At 61.5% G+C, this 16,973-nt stretch carries 16 protein-coding genes; 12 read left to right on the top strand and 4 right to left on the bottom strand.

Annotated features, from left to right (window positions below; genetic code table 11):
- The first annotated feature begins 86 nt into the window (after positions 1–86).
- Both CO666_RS14440 and CO666_RS14435 read left to right on the top strand, forming a co-directional pair.
- A complete protein-coding gene (locus tag CO666_RS14440) occupies positions 87–3,485 on the top strand; it encodes a YhdP family protein (protein ID WP_097612778.1) in 3,399 nt (1,132 codons plus the stop codon).
- 180 nt (positions 3,486–3,665) lie between these two features.
- A complete protein-coding gene (locus tag CO666_RS14435; protein WP_425352412.1) occupies positions 3,666–3,911 on the top strand; it encodes a hypothetical protein in 246 nt (81 codons plus the stop codon).
- A gap of 81 nt (positions 3,912–3,992) precedes the next feature.
- On the opposite strand, the gene tyrS is transcribed toward CO666_RS14435, so the two are convergent.
- On the bottom strand, positions 3,993–5,249 hold the full coding sequence (gene tyrS / locus CO666_RS14430; RefSeq protein WP_097612777.1) for a tyrosine--tRNA ligase: 1,257 nt from the start codon (positions 5,247–5,249) through the stop codon (positions 3,993–3,995).
- 130 nt (positions 5,250–5,379) lie between these two features.
- On the opposite strand from tyrS, the gene CO666_RS14425 reads away from it, so the two are divergent.
- Both CO666_RS14425 and CO666_RS14420 read left to right on the top strand, forming a co-directional pair.
- A complete protein-coding gene (locus tag CO666_RS14425) occupies positions 5,380–6,498 on the top strand; it encodes an anhydro-N-acetylmuramic acid kinase (RefSeq protein WP_097612776.1) in 1,119 nt (372 codons plus the stop codon).
- Positions 6,495–7,028: a GNAT family N-acetyltransferase gene (locus tag CO666_RS14420; protein WP_097612775.1), complete on the top strand. Its 534-nt coding sequence runs from the start codon at positions 6,495–6,497 to the stop codon at positions 7,026–7,028. The genes CO666_RS14425 and CO666_RS14420 overlap by 4 nt, the downstream gene beginning before the upstream one ends.
- On the opposite strand, the gene CO666_RS14415 is transcribed toward CO666_RS14420, so the two are convergent.
- The gene (locus CO666_RS14415) at positions 7,018–8,193 is read right to left on the bottom strand and encodes an acyltransferase family protein (protein ID WP_097612774.1); all 1,176 of its coding nucleotides are present in this window, start codon (positions 8,191–8,193) and stop codon (positions 7,018–7,020) included. The genes CO666_RS14420 and CO666_RS14415 overlap by 11 nt on opposite strands.
- 144 nt (positions 8,194–8,337) lie before the next feature.
- Positions 8,338–9,015 (bottom strand): alpha/beta hydrolase, encoded by a 678-nt coding sequence (locus CO666_RS14410; protein WP_003568896.1) that lies wholly within the window; start codon positions 9,013–9,015, stop codon positions 8,338–8,340.
- 217 nt (positions 9,016–9,232) lie between these two features.
- Between CO666_RS14410 and CO666_RS14405 the strand changes: the two genes are divergently transcribed.
- The 8 genes from CO666_RS14405 (at position 9,233) to sufA (ending at position 16,546) form a co-directional block, all read left to right on the top strand.
- The gene (locus CO666_RS14405) at positions 9,233–10,399 is read left to right on the top strand and encodes a cysteine desulfurase family protein (RefSeq protein WP_097612773.1); all 1,167 of its coding nucleotides are present in this window, start codon (positions 9,233–9,235) and stop codon (positions 10,397–10,399) included.
- A gap of 144 nt (positions 10,400–10,543) precedes the next feature.
- A complete protein-coding gene (sufB, locus tag CO666_RS14400) occupies positions 10,544–12,013 on the top strand; it encodes a Fe-S cluster assembly protein SufB (RefSeq protein ID WP_097612772.1) in 1,470 nt (489 codons plus the stop codon).
- A gap of 1 nt (position 12,014) precedes the next feature.
- Complete coding sequence (locus tag CO666_RS14395; RefSeq protein ID WP_097612771.1) at positions 12,015–12,260, top strand: hypothetical protein; 246 nt, start codon at positions 12,015–12,017, stop codon at positions 12,258–12,260.
- 79 nt (positions 12,261–12,339) lie between these two features.
- Entirely contained in the window at positions 12,340–13,095 is a 756-nt protein-coding gene (gene sufC / locus CO666_RS14390; RefSeq protein ID WP_037073856.1) for a Fe-S cluster assembly ATPase SufC, read from the top strand.
- A gap of 24 nt (positions 13,096–13,119) precedes the next feature.
- Entirely contained in the window at positions 13,120–14,394 is a 1,275-nt protein-coding gene (sufD, locus tag CO666_RS14385) for a Fe-S cluster assembly protein SufD (protein ID WP_097612770.1), read from the top strand.
- 11 nt (positions 14,395–14,405) lie between these two features.
- Complete coding sequence (locus CO666_RS14380) at positions 14,406–15,647, top strand: cysteine desulfurase (protein WP_097612769.1); 1,242 nt, start codon at positions 14,406–14,408, stop codon at positions 15,645–15,647.
- Positions 15,648–15,659: 12 nt separating this feature from the next.
- Positions 15,660–16,040, top strand: a complete 381-nt coding sequence (locus CO666_RS14375; protein ID WP_097612768.1) for an SUF system Fe-S cluster assembly protein — start codon at positions 15,660–15,662, stop codon at positions 16,038–16,040.
- Positions 16,041–16,153: 113 nt separating this feature from the next.
- Complete coding sequence (gene sufA / locus CO666_RS14370) at positions 16,154–16,546, top strand: Fe-S cluster assembly scaffold SufA (RefSeq protein WP_097612767.1); 393 nt, start codon at positions 16,154–16,156, stop codon at positions 16,544–16,546.
- A 59-nt stretch (positions 16,547–16,605) separates the two neighbouring features.
- On the opposite strand, the gene CO666_RS14365 is transcribed toward sufA, so the two are convergent.
- The gene (locus CO666_RS14365; RefSeq protein ID WP_097612766.1) at positions 16,606–16,911 is read right to left on the bottom strand and encodes a flagellar basal body rod protein FlgC; all 306 of its coding nucleotides are present in this window, start codon (positions 16,909–16,911) and stop codon (positions 16,606–16,608) included.
- Positions 16,912–16,973 lie beyond the last annotated feature (62 nt).

Genomic DNA, 16,973 nt, shown 5'->3' with positions numbered 1-16,973 from the left:
TGTCTCTCCCCGAATTATATAGTGGATGGAAACCCGTCCAGCATTGCCGGGTTCAATTCTTCACTTAAGGGAGAGCCCGAAGGCGCATGTCAGCCATCCGCGGCGAAAAGGTCACGTTTCGCAAGAAGGATATCGTTGCGCTGGACCGCTTGCCGTCCGCCCAGGCCGAGGATCCGATCATCGTCCATTGCCCGCCGCCGCGTTCGCCAATGCAGCGCACGGCGAAGCTGACGCTCGGATTTCTGGGGCTGATTCTGCTTGTTTTCGCTGCGATCATCTTCACCGTCGAAAGTGGCATGTTCGACAAGCCGCTGTCGCAGCAGGCGCAGGCGGCGTTGAACGGCGTGGCCGGACCGCGCTACCGCGCCGAGGTCGGCTCCACCGTCATCCGCTTCACGTCGGACTTCCGGCTGGCGCTGGAGGCGCGCAACGTCAACATGATCGACCGGGAGAGCGGTCAGCACCTGTCGACGACGGGTTCTGTGCGCCTGGGGCTCGATCCGCTGCAGCTTTTCCGCGGCCGCATCGCCGTTTCGGACATCGAAGCGGAGGATATCGCCCTCGATACAGCACTTCTTCCCTCCGGCAATCCCGTCAAACTCGACGATCTGCGCATTGACGCCATGCCGGCGGCGATGGAAAGGATCTTTTCGCAGTTCGATATGTTCGACAGCATCGTGACGCGCGGCTCGACGAATTCGGTGCGCATCTCCGGCATAAACATCAAGCTTGCCGATACCGCCAATGGTCCGCTGTCGCTCGTCATCGACAATCTCGTCTTTGCCCATGCCGGCCCGTCCTCACTGCAATTGAGCGGCGAGGTCGCGCTCAACGGTGAGGTGGCCGAGCTCGATGTGCTCGCCGAGAAAGAAGGCGGCCACGTGTCGAAGGTCGTGGCGACGCTGAAGCATGCCGATCTCACGCCCTTTGCGCTGAAACGCAACGATCAGGGCGTGATACGCCAGGGGCTCAACGCCTTCGCCGACCTGACGGTGTCGGCCACCAGGGGGCGAGACAGCGTGCAGCCGGCGCTGGCGGCGACGCTCGATATCGGTTCCGGCCTGATCTATGCGGACGGCGATGCGCAGGAGCTGTCGGGCGGGCAGATCAACCTCGTCTACGATTTCGACAAGCAGACGCTCGAAATTGCCCGGTCGAACGCCCGGTTCGGCGCGACCACGGTGCCGATCAACGGCGCGCTCATCGATCTCGACAAGCTCGATCCGCAGGCCGGGAAGGGCTTCGGCATCGACCTGCTTGTCAGCGGCGGCACAGCGGCCCCCGGCGGCTCCGGCGAGCAGCCGCTCTCCTTCGACATCCAGGCCACCGGGCGCTACATGGTCAGCGGGCGGGAGTTCCTGTTTCCCAACATGACCGTCTCCAGCCCGCTCGGCGCGCTTTACGGGGCGCTGCACGTCAAGCTCGGCGACAAATCGCCGGAGATCAGCTTTGCCGGCCAGTCGGCACAGTTGCAGACGACCGCGATCAAGCAGCTCTGGCCCTTCTGGATGGCGCCGAAGGTGCGCGCCTGGGTACACGGCAACCTCTTCGGCGGCACGGTCACCAACGCCGCCATATCAGTCTTCATTCCCTTCGGCAGACTGGATGAGGCCGCCGGCGGCAGGGGATTGAAGCTCGATGCCAACCAGATCCGCATCGGCTTCGACATCGCGGGAGCGCGGATGAACGTCGCCGGCGAGATTCCGCCGATCCGTGACACGTCGGCCCATTTCGATCTGACCGGCCCCGTTGCGACGATCGCGATCAAGAGCGGCACGTCCTATTTCCCTTCCGGCCGATCCGTCGTTCTCGGGCAGGGAACCTTCATCATGCCCGCCACCTACGACAAGCCGCTGATGGCGGATATCGATCTCGCGGTCTCCGGAGCAGCCGACGCCGTCGGCGAACTTCTGACCTATAGGCCGATCCGGGTGCTGCAGCGCGCCGGCTTTACGCCCGACGATTTCAAAGGCCGGATCGAGGCGCACGTCAAGGCGCATTTCGGCCTGCTCTCTTCGCAGAACCCGCCGCCGGCCGAATGGACGGCGGAAATGAAGCTGACCGACATCGATCTTGCCAAGCCGTTTTCCGGCCGGACGATCAGCAATCTCAACGGTACGCTGAACGGCAATCCGAAACAGATCACGCTCGACGCCAAGGCCCAGATCGATGGCGTCCCGGCCGACATCGATCTTGCCGAACCGGTCGAGGCATCCGACAGCGCGAAGCGGCAGCGGGTAATCACCGCGACGCTGTCCGAAGACCAGCGCAACAAGCTGATACCCGGCCTCGCCGGCATCATCGGCGGCAGCGTGAAGATGGTGCTGACGCGGATCGACGACGACCGGCAGGACGTCCAGCTCGACCTCACCAAATCGCAGCTCGACCTGCCGTGGATCGGCTGGTCGAAGGGCAGCGGCATTGCGGCCACGGCCGAATTCGAAACATCCGGCCCGGCCGACAATACCGAGATCAAGAATTTCCGGCTGAAGGGCGACGGTTTCGGCGCCACCGGGTCTCTGAATGTCGGCAAGGCCGGGCTGATCTCTGCCGATTTCGACAGCGTCAAACTCTCCTCGCTCGACGATTTCGCCCTATCGGTGAAGCGCAGCAAGGGTAATTTCGACGTTTCCGTTTCCGGCGATAGCGCCGATGCGCGGCCGGTTATCGCACGGTTGAAATCGGGCTCGGGCGATGATGATGAAGGAGATGCCGGCGACACCGGCGTGTCGGTGCGCGCTAAGCTCAAAAACGTCATCGGTTTCAACGACGAAAAGATCGGCAATTTCCAGGCGCAGGTGTCACTGCGCGGCGACAGGCTGCAAGCGCTGAACTTTTCCGCCGTTACCGACAGCGGCGAGGCCGTGGTCAGCCAGATGAAGGATGGCGGCGTCATCAACATCACCAGCGGCGATGCCGGCGCGGTATCGCGTTTCGCCGATCTCTATCAGCACATGCAGGGCGGTCTGCTCAATCTGGCGATCCGGCTTTCTCCACAGGGCGGCTGGGACGGTTCGCTCGACGTGCGCCGTTTTGCGATCGTCAACGAACAACGGCTGCGCTCGATCGTCTCGACGCCTGTCGGAAGCGAGCAGCGCAGCCTCAATGAAGCCGTCAAGCGCGACATCGATACCTCGTCGCAGCGTTTCCAGCGCGGCTTTGCCCGCGTCGTGTCGCGCAATGGCATGGTCGGCATCGAGAACGGCGTGCTGCGCGGCGACCAGATCGGCGCGACTTTCCAGGGAGTCGTGCGCGATCGCAAGGGCAACATGGACATGACCGGCACTTTCATGCCGGCCTACGGCCTCAACCGGCTGTTTGCCGAACTGCCGCTGATCGGCGTCATCCTCGGCAATGGCAGCGACCGCGGCCTGATCGGTATCACCTTCAAACTCACAGGCAAGTTCGACCAGCCGAACCTGCAGATCAATCCGCTGTCGATCATCGCGCCCGGTGTTTTCCGGCAGATCTTCGAATTCCAGTGAAGCAGGCGAGGGCTTCCTCGCGAATCCGGATCATCCGTTCGGTCGCCTGCCGGCAATTTCGTCGTCGACGCTGAAGTATTTTAGTGAATACTGATGTAATGTGGGGTTTCGGCCAGAAAGTGATGGCCGGCGGAGAATGCCATGCGGCGTGCTCGGACAGTCTCTTTTGCATCCGCCATCGTGATCGCCGTCACGGTCGGCCATCAGGCTTCGTATTCTGCGGAAAAGGGCGACCGGCCAAAACCGCCCCAGCCCACCCGCTCCGGCCACATCCTCGCCGTTCCCCTCGACGCGACGGTGACGCCGCCGATCTTCTCGATCAGCTGGTGGTCGCGGATGAAGCCCGCTTCAAATATCGATCCGCCGGGCTATCTGCTTCGAGAAACCGAACGGAATGACGGTGAAGGTCAGCAAAGAGCTGAATGATCTTGTTCGCTGATGCAGGGGCTAACAAAGAAAAAGCCGGCGAGGCCGCCGGCTTTCATATCCGTTCACACTTGAAGCCGCTTACGCCGCGCGACGGATCAGGATGTGCTTCTTCTTGCCGAGCGAGAGCTTGATGATGCCGTCGGCGGTGATTTCGCCGCTGCCGATCATCTTCCGTTCGTCGCTGACGGCCTCGTCGTTGATGCGGACAGCGCCGCCTTGGACGTGACGGCGGGCTTCGCCATTCGACGCGGCCAGGCCGGCCCGAACGATCAGCGACAGCAAACCGATGCCGGCGTCGAGTTCGGATGCGGGAACCTCGACAGACGGCAGGTTGTCGGAAAGGCCGCCTTCTTCGAAAGTTTTGCGCGCCGTTTCGGCGGCCTGTTCAGCCGCCTCGCGCCCGTGCAGGATCGCCGTCACTTCGGTCGCGAGGATCTTCTTGACCTCGTTGATCTCCGAACCGCCGAGCGCCGAAAGACGAGCGATTTCATCCATCGGCAGCGTCGTGTACAGCTTCAGGAAGCGCGAGACGTCGGCATCCTCGGTGTTGCGCCAATATTGCCAGAAATCATAGGCCGAGAGCATATCGGCGTTCAGCCAGATAGCGCCCGTCGCCGACTTGCCCATCTTGGCGCCGGACGATGTCGTCAGCAGCGGCGAAGTCAGGGCGTAAAGCTGCTGCGTCCCCATGCGGTGACCGAGATCGATGCCGTTGACGATATTGCCCCATTGGTCCGAACCGCCCATCTGCAGGCGGCAGTCGTAGCGTTTGGCGAGCTCGACGAAATCATAGGCCTGGAGGATCATGTAATTGAATTCCAGGAAGGAGAGCGACTGCTCGCGGTCAAGGCGCGTCTTCACACTGTCGAAGGACAGCATTCGGTTGACCGAGAAATGGCGGCCGACATCGCGCAGGAACTCCAGGTAATTCAACGTACGCAGCCATTCGGCATTGTTGATCATCAGCGCGGCGTTGCCGGGCTTGCCGTAATCGAGATAGTTCGAAAAGCAGCGCTTGATCGATGCGATATTTTCTTCGATCGTCTCGATCGTCATCAGCTTGCGGGCCTCCTCTTTGAAGGAGGGATCGCCGACCATGCCGGTGCCGCCGCCCATCAGCGAGATCGGGCGGTGGCCCGTCGCCTGCAGCCAGTGCAGCATCATGATCTGCGTGAGATGGCCGACATGGAGGCTGGATGCCGTCGGGTCATAGCCGATATAGGCCGTCACGGTTTCCTTGGCGAAGAGGTCGTCGAGGCCGCTTTCATCAGAGATCTGATGAATGAAGCCGCGCTCTTTCAGGGTGCGGAGGAAATCGGACTTGAACTCGGACATGGGTTTCGTCTCTTGAGTATCTGCGCTCGACCGCTGGGGCTTGCGCAAGTTCGTTGTTGTTGATCTGTCGCGGCGCGTTTAGCACTGTTTTTATAAAAGTGCATCCGGGAATCGCAGGGAGGCAAGCCGCATGGACGTCATCAGGACTGCGATCGGCCTGATGAGCGGCACGTCGATGGACGGAATCGACGTCGCGCTGCTCAGGACCGACGGCCGCGGCTTCATCGAACGCGGGCCTTTCATGGGCGTGCCCTATGACGCCGATTTTCGCGGGCGGCTGAAACGGGCGCTGGAGCTGGCGCGGCCGCTGCGCGACCGGCGTGAACGGCCGGAGGAACTTCGCCGGATCGAGCTTGAACTGACCTTGCGGCATGCAGCTGCCGTTACGGCATTTCTGGAGCGTTTCGGGCTTTCTGCCGATGCCATCGATGTTCTCGGTTTTCATGGCCAGACAGTGCTCCATCGCCCCGACGAAGGATTGACGATCCAGATCGGCGATGGAGGGGAATTGGCGCGCCGGACCGGCATATCGGTGGTCTATGACATGCGCGCCAACGACATGCTTCATGGCGGGCAGGGCGCGCCGCTGGTGCCGGCCTATCACGCGGCACTCGCAGGAAAATTCCAGCAAGCGGTGCAGGCGGTGTGTTTCGTCAATATCGGCGGCATCTCGAATCTGACCTTTATCGGTGGGGATGGCCGGATCGCGGCCTTCGACAGCGGGCCGGGCAATACGCTGATCGACCAATGGGTGGAGATGCAGACCGGCAAAACCTATGATCCCGGCGGCGAGATCGGCGGGCGCGGCAAGGTCGTGGCCGCTCTTGCGGAACGCTATCTGGCAAGCCCGTTCTTTCGCGGCAATGTTCGCCGCTCACTTGACCGCGGCGATTTTGCGCCGCTTCGGCCGGAGGAGGCAAGCCTCGAGGACGGCGCCCGCACACTCGCCCATGTCGCCGCCGCCTCGATCATCAAATCCGCCGGTTTCCTGCCCGAGAGCCCGTCGATCTATATCGTCTGCGGCGGCGGGCGGCTGAACGCCACCCTCATGGCGGAGTTCTCGGCCATGGCCGAAAGGCTGGGCTCGAAGGTGTTGACCGCCGAACAGGCCGGCTTCGACGGCGATGCGATGGAAGCCGAGGCCTGGGCCTATCTCGCCGTCCGCTCGCTGGACGGGCTGCCGTTGACGTTTCCCGGCACGACGGGGGTCGCCGCCCCAGTCAGCGGCGGGGTGCTGGCAAGGCCATGAGAGAGCAGCAGGTCATACTGAAGACGCCACGGCTCAGCTTCGTCATGTGGGACGAAGGCGATGCGGCGCTGGTGCAGCAGTTGCATTCGACCATGGCGACGACCCGATATCTGCCCGGCAGCGCGCCGTGGAGTCTCGAAAAGGCCGAAGAGCGGCTGCGGGGCTGGTTCGGGGAACAGGCACGCGACGGCACGACCAAATACAAGATTATCGCCGAGGATGGCCAATTCATCGGCCGCGCGGGGATTTCGAAGTTCAGGGGCGAACACTTCGAACTTGGCTATTCCCTGCGCGAGGAGGCTTGGGGCAAGGGCTTAGCGACCGAGGCGGCGTTAGCGCTTTCAGACTGGTTCTTTGAGAAGCAGTTGGCATCCGGCTTCATCGCCTTCACGCATCCCGAAAACATCGCCTCGCAACGCGTCCTCCAGAAGATCGGCATGCGCGAACGCGCGCCGATCCTGATCGATGGAGTGCTTGACCCAGCTTTTGAACTCACCGCGGATATGCGCCGGCAAAGCCCTAACTTTTGACCGCGACCGGCCGGACATTGGATCCATGTCCAGCGTGATTGCCATTCTCGACGCCCCGGACCTGGGCGATGAACGAGAATTTCTTGCGAAGGCCGAGGATCGGTTTCTCGATGAAATGCCAGGACAGCACCGCGACGGCGAGAGCCGAGGGCAGACCGACCATATAGAGCGCCAGCGCACCATATTTCGGGTAGAGAAAGAGTGAGGGGAACGCGCTGATCCAGATCTGCAGGAACGGATCATGGTAGAGATAGACGCCGTAGGAATAGTCGCCCTTCCTGAAAAAGGCCGGAATGGGCACCTCAGACAAGCCGATGAAGACGGTGATGTAGACGAGCGAGGTGATGACGATCGGCCGGTTGATTACCGACTCCACCGCCCGGCTGTCGAGGGTGAGAATGGCGACGATGCAAACCAGGCAGGCGGCGGCGAACAGCCAGCGGGAATGCGGAATGACCGCTTTGAACTGAAAGACGACGATGCCCATCATGAAGGCCGTGATCAGCTGGGAGCCGCGACTCATGAACAGGAAGCGAGCGATCGGCTTGATTGAACCGGGCAACAGATAGGGCATCTTCTGCACGATGAGACCGATGACGATGTAGGCGATCGTTACGCCGAGCAGCTTGTAGCGCGTCTTCACGATGGCGGTGATCATCAGGAACGACATGATGATGTAGCAGAAGATCTCCCATGGAACCGTCCACAGAGCGCCGTTGACCCGCTGGCTCGGATTGTCCTGGAAGACGCCCGGCAGCTCGTAATGGATCCAGCCGACGATATTCAGGAAGTATTTGAAGAACCGCGGATCGGTAAAATATTCGGCGTGATAGACGATCGTCACGATCGGTCCGATGATCAGCGAACACACGACGATATCGACGGCAAGTGCCGGAACGATGCGCAAGCCGCGATTGATCAGAAAATTCGGGAGGCTCAGGCGCTGGGCGCTGCCGGCAATCAGAAATCCGCTCAGGGCGAAAAACATCGGAACAAGAGCGTATTCGGTAAACCAGAATACCGAGCCTCTGATGAAGGCATCATTCCGCGTCAGCAAAAACGAATGCGTCAATACGATAGAAAAGGCGAGCCCAATTCGAAGAAAGTCGAACCCCGGACCAATACCCCTATACTTATCCAGGACTTCCCCGAACGACTTGGTCATTTGCGGACCTCGCTTTAGTTAGGATCGCGAGGACCCTACCGCACTGCAATATATATTGCAACACGATAGGTGATCTGTTCCGGCACAATCGGCGGGTGGCGTCCCGGCTCGCCTTCTCAGGGGAAGACGAGCCGGCGCTATGCGTCAGCGGATCCGTTTGGCGGCCGGTTCCGGCACCAGTTCGCCGTTGAGGCGGCGGTCGAGATAATCCTCGCATTCGCCCATCAGCGTTTCCACCTGGCCGTTGAAGAAGTGGTTGGCGTTGGAAACGGTGCGGTGGGTGATGAGGATGCCCTTCTGGGTCTTCAGTTTCTCCACAAGGCCGTTGACATCCTTTTCCGGCGCCACCTTGTCGGCCTCGCCGTTGATGATCAGGCCGGAGGAGGGGCAGGGCGCCAGGAAGGAGAAGTCGTATGTGTTGGGCTGCGGCGCGATCGACATGAAGCCCTCGATCTCCGGCCGGCGCATCAGCAGCTGCATGCCGATCCAGGAGCCGAAGGAATAACCGGCGACCCAGCAGGTCTTCGAATCGGGATGCAGGCTCTGCACCCAGTCGAGCGCGGAGGCGGCGTCCGAGAGTTCGCCGGCGCCGTGGTCGAATTCGCCCTGGCTGCGGCCGATGCCCCGGAAATTGAAGCGCAGGGTCGTGAACCCGCGCTTCTGGAACATGTAGAAGAGCTGGTAGACGATCTGATTGTTCATCGTGCCGCCGAACTGCGGATGCGGATGCAGGATGAGAGCGATGGGCGCGCTTTTTTCCTTGGAGGGCTGGTAGCGGCCTTCAAGACGGCCGGCTGGGCCGTTGAAAATAACTTCGGGCATTGGTACTCCGGGTTTTATTTCGCGTTCGCGCTGCGTTGGACGACAACATGACTTGACTAGTGTTGTCAGCTTTTCTAAAACGCAGTTTAGAACAATTCGAAACTTGCATGGCGATCCACGCATCGTGGAATGTGTCATAAGGCAAGCCCGGCGGAAATTTCAAGAAAAATGAGCCGCGGGTGCTGAAGCAAGCTCGTCAAGCGCAGGACTGAAGATCATGGCGCCGCCACGCCTTTATCTCGACTGGAATGCCACAGCGCCGCTGCACCCCGCAGCGCGCGAGGCGATCATGCGCGCCATCGACATTTTCGGCAATCCAAATTCCGTCCACGGCGAAGGCCGCGCCGCCCGCGCTGCCATCGAATGCGCACGGCGCAAAGTGGCGGCCCTGGTGGGCACCGACGCCGGCAATGTGGTCTTCACCAGCGGCGCGACCGAGGCCGCCAATCTGGTGCTGACGCCGGATTTCCGCATGGGCCGCACGCCGTTGCGGCTCGGACATCTCTATTTTTCGGCGATCGAGCATCCGGCGGTGCGCGAAGGCGGCCGTTTCGCCAAAGAGACGATGACGGAAATCCCGGTAACGGAAGCCGGCATCGTCGACCTCAATGCGCTCGCTAGCCTGCTCGATGCCCATGACAAGGCCGCCGGCCTGCCGATGGTCGCCATCATGCTCGTCAACAATGAGACGGGTATCGTCCAGCCCGTGGAGGCAGCGGCAAAAATCGTGCACGCCCATGGCGGGCTTTTCGTCGTCGATGCCGTGCAGGCGGCCGGCCGCATCGGGCTCGACATCGGCAGGATCGGCGCCGACTTCATGATCGTCTCGTCGCACAAGATCGGCGGGCCGAAGGGCGCCGGCGCGCTGATTGCGCGCGGCGAGGCGCTGATGCCGCGGCCGCTGATCCAAGGCGGCGGGCAGGAGCGCGGTCACCGGTCGGGGACACAGAACTCCCTGGCGCTGATCGGCTTCGGTGCGGCGGCGGAGGCGGCGGCCTGCGAATTCGAGGCGCGCAATGCGGCGATCGGCGCCTTGCGCGAGCGGCTGGAAGCCGGCATGCGCCGGGCGGCAGCCGATGTGATCATCCACGGCGCTGGCGGCGAGCGCGTCACCAACACGATCTTTTTCACCCTGCCGGGGCTGAAGGCGGAGACCGGACAGATCGCCTTCGATCTCGAAGGCGTGGCGCTTTCGGCGGGTTCTGCCTGCTCGTCGGGACGGCTCGGCGAAAGCCATGTGCTGACGGCGATGGGACGTGACGCCAAGCTCGGGGCGCTGCGGATCTCGCTCGGCTTTTCGACGACCGAAGAGGATATCGACCGGGCGATTGCGGCTTTTGCGAAGATCGCCTGCCGGCGAAGGTCGGCGGGCGAGGCGGCCTGACCCGCCTCAAAACTTGCGGAAAGACAAATTTCCGCTTGCCAATCGGGCTGAAAAGTCCCTTTTGGCGTCTTACATGAGGGGCAAGACAATTGCCCAAACGCTACAAGCTGCCGGACCTTGTATCCGGCGAGATTGGAGAATGAGATGGCTGCCGTGCAGGAAACGATCGACCAGGTGCGCCTGATCGATGTGGACCAGTACAAATACGGTTTCGAGACCGTCATCGAAATGGACAAGGCGCCGAAAGGCCTGTCCGAGGATATCATCCGCTTCATTTCGGCCAAGAAGCAGGAACCGGAATGGATGCTGGAATGGCGCCTCGAAGCCTATCGGCGCTGGCTGACGCTGGAAGAGCCGACCTGGGCGCGCGTCGATTATCCGAAGATCGATTTCAACGACATTCATTATTACGCCGCGCCGAAGAGCACGCCGGGCCCGAAGTCGCTCGACGAGGTCGATCCTGAGCTGTTGAAGGTTTACGAGAAACTCGGCATTCCTCTGCGCGAGCAGGAGATCCTTGCCGGCGTCGAGAAGCCGAAGATCGCCGTCGACGCCGTTTTCGACAGCGTTTCGGTCGTCACCACCTTCAAGGCGGAGTTGAAGAAGGCCGGCGTGATCTTCATGTCGATCTCGGAAGCCATCCGCGAGCATCCGGAACTGGTGCAGAAATATCTCGGCTCCGTGGTGCCGACGAGCGACAACTACTATGCGACGCTGAACTCCGCGGTCTTTACCGACGGCTCTTTCGTCTTCGTGCCGAAGGGCGTTCGCTGCCCGATGGAGCTGTCCACCTATTTCCGCATCAACGAGAAGGGCACCGGCCAGTTCGAGCGCACGCTGATCATCGCGGAAGAAGGCGCCTACGTTTCCTACCTCGAAGGCTGCACGGCACCGCAGCGCGACGAAAACCAGCTGCATGCGGCCGTGGTCGAGCTGGTTGCGCTCGACGATGCCGAGATCAAGTATTCCACCGTCCAGAACTGGTATCCCGGTGACAAGGAAGGCAAGGGCGGCATCTACAACTTCGTCACCAAGCGCGGCGATTGCCGTGGCGACCGGTCGAAGATTTCCTGGACGCAGGTCGAAACCGGCTCGGCGATCACCTGGAAATATCCGTCCTGCATCCTGCGCGGCGACGACAGCCGCGGCGAGTTCTACTCGATCGCCGTCTCCAACGGCCATCAGCAGATCGACAGCGGCACCAAGATGATCCATCTCGGCAAGAACACGTCGAGCCGCATCGTCTCCAAGGGCATCGCCGCCGGCGTGTCCAACAACACCTATCGCGGCCAGGTTTCGGCCCACCGCAAGGCGTCGAACGCGCGCAACTTCACCCAGTGCGATTCGCTCCTGATCGGCGACAAGTGCGGCGCTCATACCGTGCCCTACATCGAGGCGAAGAACTCGACGGCGCAGTTCGAGCATGAAGCGACGACCTCGAAAATCTCCGAGGACCAGCTGTTCTACTGCCTGCAGCGCGGCATCCCCACCGAAGCGGCAATCGCCCTGATCGTCAACGGCTTCGTCAAGGAAGTCCTGCAGGAACTGCCGATGGAGTTCGCCGTCGAGGCGCAGAAGCTGATCAGCATCTCGCTGGAAGGCTCGGTCGGTTGACATGAACGAGACGGACAAAAAGCGTATTTTTGGACGTCTGGAGAATATGCGTGGGGAGATATTGGCGAAAATTCGCCCCCGCGAGCAAAGATACGAAACAGAAAAGCCGCCGGAGCAGCCTTATGTGTTTCTCCAGCAGCGCATGGAAAAACCGGGACAGATTCTTCAGGAACTCCCGGAATTTCTCGAATGGCTATGGCTCGTAACGGTCGCGGTTTTCCGTGTCTTTCGCTTTTTTTCGCGATAGCGCCGAGCACAAAATGTTGATGTCTTAGAAATTGCGCGAGGCTCCGATGAGCTACGCAGACAAAACGCAGGAACCAAAGATGCTTGAAATCAGAAACCTCCATGCCCGTATCGCCGAAGACGGCACAGAGATCATCCGTGGCCTGAACCTGACGGTGAAGGCCGGCGAAGTTGCCGCGATCATGGGGCCGAACGGCTCCGGCAAGTCGACGCTCTCCTATGTGCTGTCCGGCCGCAGCGACTACGAGGTCACCGAGGGCGACATTCTCTATAATGGCGAGAGCATTCTCGAACTCGATCCGGCCGAACGCGCCGCCAAGGGCGTCTTCCTCGCCTTCCAGTACCCGGTGGAAATTCCAGGTGTCGCCACCATGCAGTTCCTGAAGGTGGCGATGAATGAGCAGCGTAAGGCACGCGGCGAAGACGAGCTGACGACGCCGGATTTCATGCGCCGGGTCAAGGATGCCGCGGGCAAGCTGCAGATCAATACCGAGATGCTGAAGCGGCCGCTCAACGTCGGCTTCTCGGGCGGCGAGAAGAAGCGCGCCGAGATCCTGCAGATGGCGCTCTTGGAGCCGAAGCTCTGCGTGCTCGATGAAACCGATTCCGGTCTCGACATCGACGCGCTGAAGATCGTCGCCGACGGCGTCAACGCGCTGCGCTCGCCGGATCGCGCCGTCGTGGTCATCACCCATTACCAGCGCCTGCTCGACTATATCGTGCCGGATACGGTTCACGTTCTCTACAAGGGCCAGGTGATCAAGTCGGGCGACAAGACGCTGGCGCATGAGCTTGAGGCCAACGGCTATGCCGACATCATCGGCGCGGCGGCCTGAGTTCGGGTGGAAAGGACGACGTCCATGAACATGCAGACGACGAGCCGCCTGACTGCGGCCGAAGCGGCGCTGATCGAGGCCTTCAACCAGCAGATCGGCGACCTGCCGGGCAATGGTGCGGTGACGGCCCTGCGCGACCGGCTTCTCGACGACCTGAAGAAGGCCGGCCTGCCGACGCGCCGCATCGAAGCCTGGCACTATACCGACCTCAAGAATCTTCTGCGCACTGTCCCGCCGCAGGCGGGTGACGCCGGCTCGGAAGCTTTGGAGCCGCTCGTTGCCGATTCCGCGGTGCTGACGGTCATCCAGGGCCATGCCAATCAGAAGGCCGTGGCCGGTGACCTCGGCATTTCCGCCTATTCCGAACGTCTGCTCGACGGCTCCGCCGCGGACGGGCTCGATGCGCTCGGCAGCGACGACGCCGTCGGCCGCATCAACGGCAGCTTCGTGCGCGACGGCTATGTCGTCGACGTGCCCGCGGAGACCGAGCTTGAAAATCCGCTTGAAATCCAGTTTCTCCATGCCGGCGGTCAGGCACATACGCGCCTTCCCGTTTCCTTCGGCGCCGGCGTCAAGGGAACCGTCATCGAGCGTCACCTTGCGGTGACGGGCGATGCCGCGCTCGTGTCCCACATCAGTGACATCACGGTCGGCGAAGGCACGGAGCTGACCTGGATCATCCTGCAGCAGCAGGGGAGCGACGATACGCATCTCGGCCAGATCCGCGTCGATCTCGGCGCCGATGCGAAGCTCCGGCTGTTCGTCATCAACGCCGGCGGCAAGCTGGTGCGCCAGGAGCTGCATATCAAGGTGACGGGCGAGGGCGCTGATCTGACGCTCCGCGGCATCAACCTGCTCGGGGCGGAAAGCCATACCGACGTCACGATGGTGCTCGGCCACGACGTGCCGCATACCGGCTCGACCGAAGTGATCCGCAACGTCGTCTTCGACCGGGCCAAGGGCGTCTTCCAGGGCATGATCCGGGTTGCGCCCGATGCGCAGAAGACCGATGCCAAGATGGCCTGCAACACCCTGCTGATGTCCGACGATGCCGAGTTCTCGGTCAAGCCCGAACTCGAAATCTTCGCCGACGATGTGCAGTGCGGCCACGGCGCGACGGTGACCGATATCGACGCCAATCATCTTTACTATCTGATGGCGCGCGGTATTCCGGAGAAGATCGCGCGGGCCATGCTGGTCAACGCCTTCGTCGCCGAGATCGTCGAGGAACTGGAAGACGAGGCCCTGGTCGAAGCGCTGGAAGGCGTAATTTCGGCCTGGCTCCAAAAGCACGCCTGATCGGAATTGCGATGGACAAGATAGTGCCGGCCACCCCATACGACGTCGAAGCCATCCGCCGGGATTTTCCGATCCTGGCGGAGAAGGTGCACGGCAAGCCGCTGGTCTATCTCGACAACGGCGCTTCCGCCCAGAAGCCGCAGGTGGTGATCGACGCCATCTCGCACGCCTATGCCCACGAATATGCCAATGTGCATCGGGGCCTGCACTATCTCTCCAATGCGGCGACGGATGCTTATGAGGCGGCGCGCGAGAAGGTCCGCCGCTTCCTCAACGCGCCTTCGGTCAACGATATCGTCTTTACCAAGAATTCGACGGAAGCGATCAATACCGTCGCTTACGGCTGGGGCATGCCCAAAATCGGCGAGGGCGACGAGATCGTCCTGACAATCATGGAGCACCATTCCAACATCGTGCCCTGGCACTTCATCCGCGAGCGGCAGGGCGCCAAACTCGTGTGGGTGCCAGTCGATGACGAGGGCGCCTTCCATATCGAGGATTTCGAAAAGAGCCTGACGGAGCGCACCAAGCTCGTCGCCATCACCCATATGTCGAATGCGCTCGGCTCGATCGTTCCCGTCAAGGAAGTCTGCCGGATCGCGCATGAGCGCGGCATCCCGGTGCTGATCGACGGCAGCCAGGGCGCCGTGCATCTGCCGGTCGACGTGCAGGATATCGATTGCGACTGGTATGTCATGACCGGTCACAAGCTCTACGGCCCGTCGGGCATCGGCGTGCTCTACGGCAAGAAGGAGCGGCTGCAGGAGATGCGTCCGTTCCAGGGCGGCGGCGAGATGATCTTCGAGGTCGCCGAGGATAACGTCACCTATAACGACCCGCCGCACCGCTTCGAGGCCGGCACGCCGCCGATCGTGCAGGCGATCGGGCTGGGCTATGCACTCGACTACATGGAGAAGATCGGCCGTGAGGCGATCGCCAAGCATGAGGCCGATCTTGCCTCTTATGCTGTCGAGCGGCTGAAGTCGGTCAATTCGCTGCGGATGTTCGGGACGGCGCCCGACAAGGGCAGCATCTTCTCCTTCGAGCTTGCCGGCATCCATGCCCATGACGTCTCGATGGTGATCGACCGGCAGGGTGTTGCGGTCAGGGCCGGCACGCATTGCGCCATGCCACTCTTGAAACGCTTCGGCGTCACCTCCACATGCCGTGCATCCTTCGGCATGTACAATACCCGCGCCGAAGTCGATGCTTTGGCCGATGCGCTTGAATATGCGCGCAAGTTCTTTGCCTGAGGAGTGTTCGTGATGAGCCTGGACGAAACCGAACAGAAGATCGACGTGCGCGAAGGCATCGTGCATTCCAGCATTCCGGCCGATGAACTGGCACGGCTCAGCGACGACGTCATCAGCGCTCTGAAAACCGTCTACGATCCGGAAATTCCGGCCGACATCTTCGAACTCGGTCTGATCTACAAGATCGACATCGAGGATGACCGGATGGTGAAGATCATGATGACCCTGACCGCGCCCGGCTGCCCGGTTGCCGGCGAGATGCCTGGCTGGGTTGAAAATGCCGTCGGCGCCGTCGAAGGCGTATCGGGCGTCGAGGTCGAAATGACATTCGATCCGCCGTGGACGCCGGACCGCATGTCCGAAGAGGCGCAGGTCGCCGTCGGCTGGTATTGAGCCGGCGAGGGTACTGACGCGGTACCGTGGTATTGATCCGTTTACCTCGGGCGACTACATTTGATTCACGAAGCGCCGGATCTTGACCCCGGTTGCGGAAGGAGAATGAGCCGATGGGCTTTGCAGTGATGAGCATGACGGACGGTGCTGCGGCCCGCGTCAAGGCGATCGTCGAAAATTCCGGCCCGGGGGCCAAGGGCGTCCGCGTCGGCATCAAGAAGGGCGGCTGCGCCGGGATGGAATATACCATCGATCTGGTGACCGAGCCGAATACCAAGGACGATTTGGTCGAGCGCGACGGCGCCAAGGTGTGGGTCGAACCCTCCGCTGTGCTCTATCTTCTCGGCACCGAAATGGGCTTCGAGCAGACGACGCTGCGCTCCGGTTTCACCTTCACCAATCCAAACCAGACATCGGCCTGCGGCTGCGGCGAATCCGTCGAACTGAAGCCTGCCGATCTCGCGGCGCTTGCCGCACAGCGGCAGAACGAGCCGGCGCATTCCTGATAGGTTTCAGGCCGGCGGAAAATTTTCTGTCAGTACGTCTTGGGTGAAATCGGGTGCGTTCAGTCGCGCTTGATGCTCATGAGCATTTCCCACATGTCGGCGCCCGTCTCGAAGACTGTGGCGTTTGCCTTGTAGCTCTGCTCGGCTTCGATCAGGTCGGTCAGTTCGGTGGCGGGATCGACATCCGACGTCGTCGGGCTGACGACCGCCTGGACGCCGCCTGGTTCGACGGAGGTGAGGCTGGTATTCAGCTTGGCGTAGCCCGGAGTGCTGCTGTTTGCGATATTGCTGGCAATCGCGCCCACGCGCGTCGTCTGCGCCCGCATTCCCGAGAGAGCAATGTTGGTGATGCCCGATATGCTCATCAGCCGTTTCCTTAAGATCTGAATAGAACGCTTTTATCCGCAATGGCTTAGGGAATGTTGAA

The sequence above is a fragment of the Rhizobium chutanense genome, from assembly GCF_002531935.1.
GTDB classification, from domain to species: domain Bacteria; phylum Pseudomonadota; class Alphaproteobacteria; order Rhizobiales; family Rhizobiaceae; genus Rhizobium; species Rhizobium chutanense.
This window is presented reverse-complemented; position numbering and strand designations above follow the sequence as displayed.

What these genes read in the sequence shown, in the direction of transcription:
- CO666_RS14440 (WP_097612778.1), top strand. Translation starts at nt 87, where the DNA reads ATGTCAGCCATCCGCGGCGAAAAGGTCACGTTTCGCAAGAAGGATATC.
- tyrS (WP_097612777.1), bottom strand. Translation starts at nt 5,249, where the DNA reads ATGTCCGAGTTCAAGTCCGATTTCCTCCGCACCCTGAAAGAGCGCGGC.
- CO666_RS14425 (WP_097612776.1), top strand. Translation starts at nt 5,380, where the DNA reads ATGGACGTCATCAGGACTGCGATCGGCCTGATGAGCGGCACGTCGATG.
- CO666_RS14420 (WP_097612775.1), top strand. Translation starts at nt 6,495, where the DNA reads ATGAGAGAGCAGCAGGTCATACTGAAGACGCCACGGCTCAGCTTCGTC.
- CO666_RS14415 (WP_097612774.1), bottom strand. Translation starts at nt 8,193, where the DNA reads ATGACCAAGTCGTTCGGGGAAGTCCTGGATAAGTATAGGGGTATTGGT.
- CO666_RS14410 (WP_003568896.1), bottom strand. Translation starts at nt 9,015, where the DNA reads ATGCCCGAAGTTATTTTCAACGGCCCAGCCGGCCGTCTTGAAGGCCGC.
- CO666_RS14405 (WP_097612773.1), top strand. Translation starts at nt 9,233, where the DNA reads ATGGCGCCGCCACGCCTTTATCTCGACTGGAATGCCACAGCGCCGCTG.
- sufB (WP_097612772.1), top strand. Translation starts at nt 10,544, where the DNA reads ATGGCTGCCGTGCAGGAAACGATCGACCAGGTGCGCCTGATCGATGTG.
- CO666_RS14395 (WP_097612771.1), top strand. Translation starts at nt 12,015, where the DNA reads ATGAACGAGACGGACAAAAAGCGTATTTTTGGACGTCTGGAGAATATG.
- sufC (WP_037073856.1), top strand. Translation starts at nt 12,340, where the DNA reads ATGCTTGAAATCAGAAACCTCCATGCCCGTATCGCCGAAGACGGCACA.
- sufD (WP_097612770.1), top strand. Translation starts at nt 13,120, where the DNA reads ATGAACATGCAGACGACGAGCCGCCTGACTGCGGCCGAAGCGGCGCTG.
- CO666_RS14380 (WP_097612769.1), top strand. Translation starts at nt 14,406, where the DNA reads ATGGACAAGATAGTGCCGGCCACCCCATACGACGTCGAAGCCATCCGC.
- CO666_RS14375 (WP_097612768.1), top strand. Translation starts at nt 15,660, where the DNA reads ATGAGCCTGGACGAAACCGAACAGAAGATCGACGTGCGCGAAGGCATC.
- sufA (WP_097612767.1), top strand. Translation starts at nt 16,154, where the DNA reads ATGGGCTTTGCAGTGATGAGCATGACGGACGGTGCTGCGGCCCGCGTC.
- CO666_RS14365 (WP_097612766.1), bottom strand. Translation starts at nt 16,911, where the DNA reads ATGAGCATATCGGGCATCACCAACATTGCTCTCTCGGGAATGCGGGCG.